Here is an 11576-nt window from a genome sequence, read left to right as displayed (position 1 = left end):
CGCTACCCGTTGCGCAAGAACACGACGTAGCCGCGGAACCACGGATTCGACGCGAGATACGGCGGCGCGTCCCACTCGCCGCCCTGGATCACGCCGATGCGAAACGGCAGTTGCAGCCGCGCGACGCGCGGCAGATAGGCCGCGTAGTCGGCAATCGTGCAGCGGCCCTGGTAGGTCTGCACGACCACCTCGTCGACGATGCCCTTGAGCTGGTTGACCTGGTCGGTATCGATGCGGCTGCTCCAGTCGAGCAGCCCCGTGATGCTCAACAGGCAATCGGCGGGCAATGTATCGCGCAGCGTGCGCAGGAACGCGAGGTAATCCTGCAGATGGCGCGTACCGGCGTCGAAGTCGATCTGGATGCCGGCGATCGTGCGGCCCGACGCGCGCCAGCGTGCGAGCTGCGCGAGCATGATCCGCGTGACGCGCGGCGTCCAGCGCAGCGTATGCGCCCGATAGACGAGCCACACGCGTGCGTCGGGCGCGGGCGGCAGCGCGACGCCCTGCGCGATCACGCGCACTTGCGACTCGTCCCGCGGCGACGCTTCGATCTGGCCTTGCAGCACGTAGACGATGCGCGCACCGCGCACGACCGCCTGCGGCTTCACGCCCGCCCACAGCCAGAACGCGTCGTACCGCGCGGCGTCGACGGTGCCGGCCAGCGCGACACGCGCGGCCAGCAGCAGCGCGATGCACGCGATGCGCTTCATGTGGCGCTTACCAGTAGTAGCGAAGCTTCTGCGCCCACGGGCTGCCCGGATAGGCGGTTTTCAGCGTGTCGAACCAGCGCTTGCGCGTGCTCTTCGGCACGTCCTTGCCGCCGCATTCGTTGGAGCCGCCCGGTGCGTAGCACTTGATCGCGCGGTAGAACGCGTACGCGCGGTCGTTCGGGTTCGCCTGCGTATCGGCCATCACCGTCACGTAGCTCGACATCCGCTCGTACGGCTTGCCCGCGAACTGCGACGGCGCCGCGCCGAGCGTCGGCGGCACGCGCGGGGCGGTCGTGCCGGACGCATTGCGGACCCACGACGGCGCCGGATCGCTTTCGAGGCCGGACGCGGGCGGATGCAGCCGCACGAAATCGGCGAGGCAGTTCAGCCCTTTCGGATCGGCGGGATTCTGCTGCAGCGTCGCGGCGACGTCGCGCGCCGACAGGCACGTGTAGCCGTCTTCGTTTTTCGCGCCGGCCGCGACGAACGGCTTCAACGGATCCGTGGGCGTGCCGGGCACCAGCGCGGTATCGGCGAGGAAGTCCGCGTAGTGCGAACGCGTGAGTTCCTTGTACAGCAACGTGTACAGCGCGGTGCTGCGCAGCGCGCCGGTGGTCGCCTGATTCTGCGCCTGCGCGCGCAGCAGGTCGGCATTGGCCGCGCGCTGCAGCAGCACCCCGCGGATCGCGGCGTTCTGCACGGGCGAATCGTCGGCGAACACGTCGTTGACGAGCCCGGCCTGCTCCAGGTTGATCGCGAGCGCGAGTTCCAGCATTTCGCGCTGGAAGCGGAACGTCGCGAGCGGGATCAGGTCGCGCCACAGCTGGCGGGCCTTGTCGTTCTGGCCGCTGTCCTCCAGCGCGAACCCGCGCAGCGCCTGCTGGCTCAGCCCGAAGTAGTCGAGCGGTGCGGCGGGCGTCTGCGGCAGCAGGTCGAGGGCGGCGTCCGGCTTGTGCCCGAGCTGCACGTACCAGGTCGCGAGCAGGTAGTCGTACAGCGCGGGCGCGTTCGCGAAGCGCGGCTTCTGCGCCTGCAGCTCGTCCAGCGTCATCGGCTTGCGGCTCGCATCGCTGCTGTCCGATGCGCGCATGCGCTGCAGGTCGACGGTGGCGAGCACGGTCGGCGACTGGATCTGGCGCGCGTCGAATTCCGGGCCGAACAGCAGCTTGCTGTCGAGTTCGTTCGCCAGTTGCATCAGCGGCACGTTCGACGTCGCCGGCGACCAGCGCGCGAGCGCATGACCGTACAGGTCGGCCTGCTGCGTGACGTTGCCGCCGAGCCACGCGACCCGTCGCAACAGCCCGCTCGCGGACACCGCGTAGCGCCCCTTCGGATACACCTTCAGGTAGGTCCGGAACACCGTGTTCGCCGCGTCGAGCGATACCTTCGTCACGCGCGCGCGCGTCGGCGTCGGGCTGTCGTTGTCGAATGCGTTGGCCTGCGCGGCGTTCAACTGCGCGCGCCCGGCCATGTAGAGGCCGGTTTCCTTCAGCCACGGGTCCGCGCTGTGCGATGCGTTCGCGAACGCGCGGGTCGCGGTGAGGAAGTCGGCGCGGTAGAACGCGTTCGTGCCGTCGAGGTACGCGGCGAACTGCTGGCCGAGCGGCGACTTGACCGGCGGCTTCGTCCACGCGGCGCTCGCGCCGCCCGCGGCGCAGGTTTTCTGCGCGATGTCCGCGCGCGCCGCGCGCAGGCGGGCGGCCTCGTCGGCGGGCAGGCCGCCGGCGCCGCCCACTGCGTCGTTGAACGCGGCCGCACCCGCGCTCATGCTGCGGCAGATGCTGCCTTCGCCGTCCGCGTACCGGTTCGACGACGCATCGGCATCGGCATCGGCATCGGCCCCGCCGCCGGTCCTGTCGGGCACCTTCTGGCCGATGTCGATCCATCCGGAGAAGTCCATCGGGAACGGCACGACGATCCGGTCGATCCGCTCTTTCGCCGGGATGGTCTTCGGATCGGGAAACACCTGCGCGACCTTGCCGCTGTCGACCATCATCAGCATCGCATTGATGCGTGTGTCGTTGGCGGGCGTCAGCATCGGTACGTTGCCGCACGAGTAGGAAGTCTGCCGGAGCGTGTTCGGCACGTAGCAGCCGTCGTCTCCGCTTGCATGGGCGGTCGGCGTCCACAGCAGGCTGGCCGCCAGCGCGGCAAGCAGGGTTCGGTTCAGCGTCGGGTTTCTTCGCATTTTTCTTGTGTCGGGTAGGGGGCCGCGACGGCCGGTTCTCTCAGGGGGTGTTTTGTCCCGGCGCGTATCGTACCTCACGGGCCGTCATGACCGGCAGTGTGCCGGCCTGCCAGCCGCGCCGGGGGGCAAGCTCCCTCGAAACGGAAATCCACTCAGTGTGGACGCAACGCCACCTTGAATCCGGATCGCTTGAATTAAGATGCAGCCGGCAGTGGCGGACGTCCGACGATGGACGACCTGACGGGGGCCGCGCTGCATGACGGGGGAGGGCTGCCGAAAGCGACGTACGCGTCGATCCGCACGACGGAATCGATCATGAAAGGGACGCGGAAAAATGCCGGTTTCCACGCTCGTTCAATAGCATGACTTAATAATTTTACGGGCGAAACGATGTGTCGTATCCGCTCGACGGCAGACGAGAGTACGCCGACAAATGAAAACAAGAGGATCCCGATGAAACCCATTACATGGATGGTCATGGCGGCCGCGCTCGCACTGACCGCATGCGGCGGCGACGATGTCGCGACGAACGGCGGTGCGTCGTCGTCGACGTCGAGCAACCCCGGTTCGCCGTCCGGCTCGACGTCGCCCGGCGGCGGGTCGACCGGCGACCCGACCGGCGGCGGCGCCACGCAGCCGCAGGCCGGCTGGTCGACGGCCGCCGCGGTGGACGGCAAGGGGCCGGAGGGCGCCCCGAGCGTGACGATCGACGCGAACGGCAATGCGCTCGCCACGTGGATGACCAACGGTCCGGCCGGCGCGAACGGCAACGAGATGTGGGGCGCGCGCTATGCCGCGGGCTCGGGCTGGGGAACCGCGACGCGGCTCGACACGGGCGACGGCTCGCATTCGATGAACACGACGAGTTCGAGCCCGTCGCGCGTGGTCGGCAACGCGAGCGGGCAGGCCGTCGCGTTCTGGACCGAATGGATGCCGGGTCCGAACACGTATGCGCTGTGGGCGCGCCCGTACAGCCCGGCCGGCGGCTGGGGCGCGGCGTTCGAAGTCGGGCCGGACGTGACGGGGTCGACCTATTCGGCCGGGATCGACGGCCAGGGCAACGCGCTCGTCGCGTGGACGCAGTCGATCAGCCTGCTCGATACGCGTATCGCGTGGACGCGCTACACGCAGTCCGGACAGTGGTCGCCGACGGCGCTGATCCAGATGCCGGTGCAGACCGGGCCGGGCGCGGTGACGGGCGACACCGACAACGTGGGGCCGATGATTTCGGTCCTGTCGTCCGGCCGCGCCGTGCTCGCGTGGCGGCAGACCAACCATACGCACTCGGCGCTGTGGACGGCCACGTACGACGCGGCCAACGGCTGGACCGACGTCAACCAGGCCGTATCGAACACGAGCCTGTTCACGACGATCATCTCGCCGGTGGCCGGCATGGACGCGAAGGGCAACATCACGCTGCTCTGGGGGCAGCTCGACGTGACGGGCGGGAAGCTCACCACCACCACGATGTCGCAACGCTATGTGTCCGGCGCCGGATGGCAGCCGTCGCAACCCGTGGCGCCTGCCATCGTCGAGCCGACCGGCTTCATCGCGACGCCGATGCTGGCCGTCAACGAAAACGGCGTGGCGGCCGCGATGTGGGCGGAAGGCGGCGCGGCGCTGCAAGTAAGCGTGTCCGATGCAAGCGGCAACTGGGGGCCGTTGCAGCGGCTGACGGAACACCTGAACGGCGCGGCAATCCAGTACCCGCCGCTCGTGGTCGATGCGGGCGGCAACGTGACGGCCGCATGGCAGGACACCGGTTTGCCGGGCGCGTCGGCGGTCGTCGCGGCCAGCTACCGGAAGGGCGCGTGGAGCGCGTCGACGGTGGCGCCGCAGAGCGCGTCGTGGCCGGCGCTGGCCGTCAACGCGACGGGAGCGATGGCGCTGCTCTGGCAATCGTACGTCGCGACGATCGGCAGCCAGATCCAGGCCAGTTTTTATACGCCGGGCACGTAAGCGCCTCGCATTGGGAAATCGAAGGAGAAACCATGAAGCAAACCTTGTATTACACCGTACGGACCGCGCTGGGCATCACGGCCGCCGGCCTCGTGCTTGCCGCGTGCGGCTCGACGCAGATGAACATGGTCGACGTCCAGACGTCGACCGCGAAGACGCTCGGGCTCGCGTCGTCGGACGAGATCACGATCGCCAACGTCCAGTACGGGAAGAAGGACGGGCTCGGCGGCCAGAAGGTGAGTTACGACGCGACGACCGGCAAGGGGCGGCGTTTCGGCTGTACGGTGTTCATGATTCCGGGGCTCACGCCGATCGATCGGCCGACGTACAACAACTGGGAATGTCATCCGCAACGTTGATGGGCGCGATGACGACCGCGCCAGGCGTCGGGCGTCGGTCGATCGCTTAGGGAGACGATGCATCGCGTGGGCCTTGCGCCCGCGCAATTTGGTCCGATAATCGACGAACCGATTCTTTCCTGACCCGCCGGTTCGATAAAAAACTGTCATGGATCAAGCTGCATTTGTCCCTGTTTTCAAGTTCCGCACGACCGACTACCCCGAGCCGGACCGGTTCCACGTCTGGGTCAAGGACATGCTGTGCGACTACCGGCTCGACGACGACGGCGGCCACGGCCCGTGCGACGCGGAAGCCAGCGGCGCGGCGCTCGGCCCGCTGATCTTGTCGGGCCGGCACTGGCACTCGCGCGCGCCGACCTATACGGTTCGCCGCACGCCGCGGCGGATCCGGCTCGACGGGCAGGATTCGATCCGCTTCACGCTGCTGCTCGGCGGTCGGCTCGCGAGCCAGACCGGCGGCCCCGAGCTGATCAAGGGCGCGGGCGACCTGTTCGTCTACGACGTCGCGCAGATCAACGACTGCAAGGTCGAGGCCGGCGACGTGATCAGCCTCGTCGTGCCCCGCTACCTGCTGCCGAGCCATGCCGCGCAGGCGCACGGCCAGACGCTGACGAGCGGCGTGGGCCGGCTCGTCGCCGACCAGATGCTGTCGCTGTTCCGGAACCTGCCGAACCTGCGCATGCAGGACGTGCCGAGCATCGTGCAATCGATGCTGTTGCTGCTGGCCGCGGCGGTGTCGCCGACCGCGCAGGCGTTGAACGACGCTCGCGGCCTGATCGAGCATGCGCTGGTCGACCGCGTGCGTCACTACATCGACATGCATCTGCTGGAGCCGGACCTCACGCCCGAACGGATCTGCCGTGACATCGGCGTGTCGCGGGCGCGGCTCTATCAGTTGTTCAAGGAAGAGGGCGGCGTGATGCGGCAGATCACGCGGCGGCGCTTGCGTCACGCGTATCACGTGCTCGGCGATCCGCAGCGCTGGCATCAGCGCATCGCGGAAATCGCGTGGGCGCACGGCTTTCCCGACGAGAAGTATTTCCATCGGCTGTTCAAGGCGGAATTCGGCCACACGCCGAAGGAGACGCTCGAGTGCGCGGCCGCGCCGATCCTGCTGCCGTGCGGTGCGACCGATGCGCGCTGGGGCGACGGCGGCCGGCTGGCCGGGTGGACGCTGCCGTTCGGGGTGCTCACCAACTGAGCGGGCAGCACGTGGGCGTCGCGCGCCGGTCGTGATCGCGCATCACGCGCACACGCTGCTGGCGATGCCTCCGTCGTCCATCTCGTCGAGCGCGGCGCGCAAATCGTCGATGGCCACCATCAGTTCGCGGACCTGCCGTAACGACGGGTACTGATGCAGAACGGCCTGCCATTGCGGCAGGGTCAGCAGCGCGTGCCAGATGACGCCGAGGCCGCCCGGATCGGCATCCGGCCGTTGCACGAGCGCGCTCGCGTATTCGAGGCTCGCCTGCGCGGACAGCAGCTGCATCCGGCTCGCGGCGCTCAGCAGCCGCGGTGTCGCATCCGCGGACGCGTCGCAGCAATACAGCACCTCCCGTGGCAGCGCCGCTTCGTCGGTCGTCAACGCATGCAGCGATGCGCCGTGCACGCGCACCGTGCCCTGGTGCGTCTCGAATGCATAGACCGTGTCGGGGGCCGCTTGCGCGAGCAGGGTCAGGCCGCGCAGCAGCCGCGGCAGATCGGTCGTCGCGGCATCCGCGGAGGCCTTCGCTTCGACCAGGAAGCGCACGTTCCATGCGGGCGCCGGGTCGTTGCCGTGCGCGCGTTCGAGCAGGATCGCATCCCATTCGGTTTTCGCGCGGTCGTGCCGGCCCGGGATCGACGACGGCACGCGCATCGACGTGACGACGCGGTAGGTGCGCTGCTCGTCCACCGCGTCGAGCCTGCGCGCCAGTGCGTCGAGCGCCTGCGCCGCCAGCGCTTCGACGGCAGCGCCGCGCTGCTGGGACGCGACGCCCTGCGCGACGGCGACGGTGCTGCCGACGAGCGGGCCCTGACGGACCCACAGCGCGCGGTAGCGGCGGACGCCCTCGTCCGCGGCCAGCGCATCGAGCCGCAGCATGCGTTCGAGCGCGGGGCTGTCCTTGAGTTTGACGATGTCCTGCTCGAACGCCGCGTCGGTCGCCATCTCGGGCAGTGCGAGCAGTTGCGCGAGCGCCGCGTGCAGCTCGGCCCACGACGCCGCGGTCGCCGCCGCATGCAGGCGCGCGAGGCCGTCGCGTTGCCAGGCCTGTGCGCTGCGCTCGAGCTTGGCCGGGTGCGCGATCGCATTGACGGCCGAGTGGAGCGCGCGCCGGTCCTGCTCGGCGTGCGCGGACAACGACGCGTATTCGCGCACGTTCGGTGCATCGTGACGCAGCACCGACGCCTGAAACGACGGATCGCCGGATGACGAATCCATCGCGTCGCGGATCATCCGCGCGAGCGCATCGATGAAGCGCTGCCGCAAGTCGCCGCCGGGCGCGTGACCGTCCGCCCGCATCCTGCGCGCTTCCTCGATCACGATCGCCAGCGCGGTGGCCGGATTCGTCGCGTCGGTCAGCGACGCCGCGCGCTCGAGCGGCGGCAGCCGGTAACGGCGCGCGACGGCGCGCAGGGTGGCGTCGAGCAGGGCGGGAAGCGGTGTCAGCGACATGGCGGTCCGGGCGTGAAAGAGACCTGACCCGTCACGCGGTCAACGTCACCGACAGGCTGCCGAGCTCGCCGAAGCGCACCGTCAGCGCATCGCCGAGCGGCACGTCGATCGCGCCCGCGTACGAGCCGGTCGTCACGATCTGGCCGGCGCGCACCGCATCGCCGCGCGACGCGAGGAAATTGACGAGCCATACCAGCGGCTTCAGCGGATCGCCGTCCGGATGGCTGCCGTCGATCGTGCGGTTCAGCGCGCCTTCGAACGACAGCGCGAGCGTCGCGAGCGGCACGGTCAACCCGTCGGGCACGACCGGGCCGACGCACAGCCCCTGGTTGAATTGCCCGTCGGCCAGCAGCTCGAACTTCGACGCGCGCGCCGGCTCCGCATAGCGGCAGCCGAGCACCTCGAGCACGATGCGCACTTCGCGGATCGCCGCGCGCACCGCGCCTTCGTCATACGGCTGCTCGCGCGCGGGCAGGTCGCGATCGAGCACGAACGCGATTTCCGGCTCGATCCGCACGATCGGCCCGCCGACGACGCGGTACGGCGCATCGGCTTCGCGGATCGTCGACGCGAAGATCGGCGCGAGGATCACGCGATCGGGCGGCGGCAGCGCGCATTTCCATCCGCCGACGGGTTCGCCGAGCAGGTCGGCCACGCGCTGCTGGATCGCCAGAGCGGTGTCGATGTCGTCGGGGCGCAGTGCATCGGGCAACAGCGGGCCGGGCGAGCCGGCATGGCGGGCGGCGACGAGATGCTGGGCGGCGCCGTCCACGCGTTCGGTAGTCGTTGTCATGTCGGTTGAGCGAGTTGAAAGTGGGGCCGGCAAAAAAGGGCCGGACGAAAGTCGCATAGTCGATGATAGCGCCTTCGGCGCGATGGGCGCTCGAAAGGGCAGCGGCGCATGCATCGCCGGCCCGGTTCGCGCGGGCCGATGACGCAAGCCGCCCGCTTCCCGTCGCGTCGCTTTGCCGCATGCGCCGGTATCGCCGGGGCTTGACCGTCGTCAACATCCGCACCTGCTGCCGGCCGATGATGGTGGCATGGCCGTGCGCGACCGCGCGCGGCAACTCACCCCAGCGAGGTTCGCATGTACGAGAAAATCATGGTGGCCGTCGACGGCAGCGCTTCGTCGAAACAGGCGCTTGCCGAGGCCGTGAAGGTGGCGCTGGCGGGCGACACGCACGTCAGCGCGGTGTACGTGGTCGACAAGTCGGTGCTGTTTACGTATGCAGGCCGTCTCGATCCGCACGCGCTCGTCGAGGAAATCCGCGACGACGGGCGCAAGGTGCTGCGCGAAGCCGAACAGGTCATCGCGCTGGCCGGCGCGAAGGGCGAAGCCGAACTCGTCGAGACCGAGAGCATCGGCGAGGACGTCGCGGAACGCCTGCAACGCTATGTGAAGGAGCACGGGATCGACCTCGCGGTGGTCGGTACGCACGGGCGGCGCGGCATCCGGCGCGTGCTGCTCGGCAGCGTCGCCGAGCGTTTCGTGCGCGGCTCGAAGTGCCCGGTGCTGCTGATTCGCGGCGACGACGCCGACGCGCCGGCCGCCGCGGCCGCGGCCGCGGCATGACGCGGCGCGCGCGATGATACGCCGCCAGTACCGGATCGTCGTCGCGGCGATCGCGGTGTTCGTGTCGCTCGCCGGGATGATGGCCGTCGTGACGGGCCTGCTGTTCGATGCCGCGACGGCGCTGCGCGGCGGCGCGCTTGCGTTGATCGTCGGCGTCGCCGGCTTCGTCGTGATGCTGAACCCGGGGCCGAAAGGCGAGGATTGACGCGGGCGGGCAAGGTGGCGGCGCACGTCGGACCGCGGTTTCGCGACGACCGGCGACAGCCGTGGCGCCGCCGTGATTTCGCGTGGTCGCGTGTCGTCGCCGCGCATTCGTGCCGTCCTGCTCGATCTGGCTCATCAGCCGCTTCAACGTTGCCGCCCGCTCGGCGCTTCTGTCAAACTGGCGCCCATGAAACCGCGCCTCACTGCACCGCTTTCCGCCGATTCCGCGCCTGCGCCCGCAGGCTTTCCCGACGCCGACGAACTGGCCGCGCTGCGCGCGTGGTACGCGGGCATGACCGTGCGTCAGGCCGTCGAACGCTACCTGCCCGACCGGCTCGGCGGCGGGCGCTCGGCGCGCGGCGTGATCGGTGCGATTCGCCGTCGCCTCGTGCGCGTCGCGCGGCAGGTCGGCCGCCCCGATCTCGCGGAACGGCTCGGCCATCCGGACGGTGAGCGTTTGCGGGAGGCGAAAGCGGCCACCGACGCGATCGCCCAACTGCGTCATGCGCGCGCGCCGGCACCGCAAATCAGCGACGACGTCGGCCTGTGGCTGCCGGCGCGCGCGGTCGTTGCGTTGCGTGCGCACGGGATCGCGACGCTCGCCGACCTGACGGTGCGGATCCCGCGTCGGCGCCAGTGGTGGCGGGCGATCGCGGGCCTCGGCATGGCCGGCGCGCGGCGCATCGAGGCGTTCTTCGCCGCGCATCCGCACCTGACCGAACGGGCGCGCGCGCTGATCGCCGCGGCGCCGCGAGGCAGCATCGTGCCGTGGGAACACCTGAAGCTGCCGCACGAAGTCGACGGCTCGGCCGGCACGTTCCGCGCACCGCGCGCGACCAGCACGCTCGACGCGGACAACGATTACGCGGCCGTGCACGCGTGGCTGTCGCTGCACGAATCGCCCGCGACGCGGCGCGCGTACCGCAAGGAGGCCGAGCGGCTGATTCTGTGGGCGATCGTCGAGCGCGGCCGCGCGCTGTCGTCGCTGACGACCGAGGACGCGCTCGCGTATCGCGCGTTCATCCGGCGGCCGACGCCGCACGAGCGCTGGGTCGGGCCCGTGCGGCCGCGCGGCGCGCCCGACTGGCGGCCGTTCTCCGGTGCGCTGTCCGCGCGGTCGGCCGCGTACACGCTGTCGGTGCTCGGCGCGCTGTTCCGCTGGCTGATCGAGCAGCGCTACCTGCTCGCGAATCCGTTTGCGGGCGTCAAGGTGCGCGACACGCGCGGCGCGACCGCACTCGATACGTCGCATGCGTTCACCGAAGGCGAGTGGCTGCTGGTCCGCACGATCGCCGACGGGCTCGAGTTCGGCCAGCGCGCGGGCGACGGTGCGCAGCAGTCGGGATGGACGCCGGCCGCCGCGCAACGATTGCGCTTCATTCTCGATTTCGGCTATGCGACCGGGCTGCGCGCGAGCGAACTGGTCGGCGCGACGCTCGGCGACATCGAGACGGACGCGCACGGCGACGCGTGGCTGAAGGTGATCGGCAAGGGCAGCAAGGCCGCCCGCGTCGCGCTGCCGCCGCTCGCGCGCACGGCGCTCGATCGCTATCTGGTCGCGCGCCGCTTGCCGGTCACGCCGGCGCGCTGGCGGCCCGATACGCCGTTGATTCCGCGCCTCGCGGAGGACGACGCGGCCGCGATCACGAGTGTGCGGCTGTGGAAGGTGATGCAGCGTTTCTTCGCGCAGACGGCCGATGCCGTCGAAGCCGACCACCCGGCGCTCGCGCACAAGCTGCGCCAGGCGAGCCCGCACTGGATGCGCCATACGCATGCGACCCACGCGCTGGCGCGCGGCGCGGAGCTGACGACGGTGCGCGACAACCTGCGGCATGCATCGATCTCGACGACGTCGATCTATCTGCATGGCGACGACGTGAAGCGGGCGCGACAGATGTCGAGCGCGTTCGGTATCGACAAATGAGTT

Annotated in this window: 10 protein-coding genes; 6 read left to right on the top strand and 4 right to left on the bottom strand. The window is 69.9% G+C overall.

From position 1 onward, the window contains the following. Positions 1-2 precede the first annotated feature (2 nt). The gene (locus A9Z05_RS17185; RefSeq protein ID WP_069619166.1) at positions 3-710 is read right to left on the bottom strand and encodes a DUF3142 domain-containing protein; all 708 of its coding nucleotides are present in this window, start codon (positions 708-710) and stop codon (positions 3-5) included. A 7-nt stretch (positions 711-717) separates the two neighbouring features. Then, the gene (locus A9Z05_RS17180) at positions 718-2898 is read right to left on the bottom strand and encodes a hypothetical protein (protein WP_069619165.1); all 2181 of its coding nucleotides are present in this window, start codon (positions 2896-2898) and stop codon (positions 718-720) included. Positions 2899-3351: 453 nt separating this feature from the next. On the opposite strand from A9Z05_RS17180, the gene A9Z05_RS17175 reads away from it, so the two are divergent. The 3 genes from A9Z05_RS17175 (at position 3352) to A9Z05_RS17165 (ending at position 6417) form a co-directional block, all read left to right on the top strand. Next, the gene (locus A9Z05_RS17175) at positions 3352-4857 is read left to right on the top strand and encodes a hypothetical protein (protein WP_069619164.1); all 1506 of its coding nucleotides are present in this window, start codon (positions 3352-3354) and stop codon (positions 4855-4857) included. 32 nt (positions 4858-4889) lie between these two features. After that, positions 4890-5216 (top strand): hypothetical protein, encoded by a 327-nt coding sequence (locus tag A9Z05_RS17170; RefSeq protein WP_069619163.1) that lies wholly within the window; start codon positions 4890-4892, stop codon positions 5214-5216. 148 nt (positions 5217-5364) lie between these two features. Next, positions 5365-6417, top strand: a complete 1053-nt coding sequence (locus A9Z05_RS17165) for an AraC family transcriptional regulator (protein ID WP_069619162.1) — start codon at positions 5365-5367, stop codon at positions 6415-6417. A gap of 42 nt (positions 6418-6459) precedes the next feature. On the opposite strand, the gene A9Z05_RS17160 is transcribed toward A9Z05_RS17165, so the two are convergent. Together A9Z05_RS17160 and A9Z05_RS17155 are read right to left on the bottom strand one after the other, a co-directional pair. Further along, positions 6460-7872 (bottom strand): 3-deoxy-D-arabino-heptulosonate 7-phosphate synthase, encoded by a 1413-nt coding sequence (locus A9Z05_RS17160; protein WP_069619161.1) that lies wholly within the window; start codon positions 7870-7872, stop codon positions 6460-6462. Between the two features lie 31 nt (positions 7873-7903). Then, positions 7904-8665: a 2-keto-4-pentenoate hydratase gene (locus tag A9Z05_RS17155; protein ID WP_069619160.1), complete on the bottom strand. Its 762-nt coding sequence runs from the start codon at positions 8663-8665 to the stop codon at positions 7904-7906. Between the two features lie 294 nt (positions 8666-8959). Here A9Z05_RS17155 and A9Z05_RS17150 point away from each other — a divergent pair, with 294 nt between their 5' ends. The 3 genes from A9Z05_RS17150 (at position 8960) to A9Z05_RS17140 (ending at position 11573) form a co-directional block, all read left to right on the top strand. After that, positions 8960-9445 carry a universal stress protein gene (locus A9Z05_RS17150; protein ID WP_069619159.1) on the top strand — a complete coding sequence of 162 codons (486 nt, stop codon included), beginning with the start codon at positions 8960-8962 and terminating at the stop codon, positions 9443-9445. A 13-nt stretch (positions 9446-9458) separates the two neighbouring features. Next, positions 9459-9650: a DUF2964 family protein gene (locus tag A9Z05_RS17145; protein ID WP_069619158.1), complete on the top strand. Its 192-nt coding sequence runs from the start codon at positions 9459-9461 to the stop codon at positions 9648-9650. Between the two features lie 186 nt (positions 9651-9836). Further along, complete coding sequence (locus A9Z05_RS17140; protein ID WP_069619157.1) at positions 9837-11573, top strand: site-specific integrase; 1737 nt, start codon at positions 9837-9839, stop codon at positions 11571-11573. Positions 11574-11576 lie beyond the last annotated feature (3 nt).

It is taken from the genome of Burkholderia sp. A2 (genome assembly GCF_001729305.1).
GTDB classification, from domain to species: Bacteria; Pseudomonadota; Gammaproteobacteria; order Burkholderiales; family Burkholderiaceae; genus Burkholderia; species Burkholderia sola.
Note: the sequence above shows the minus strand (reverse complement) of the source record. Positions and strands in the feature narration are given on the sequence as shown.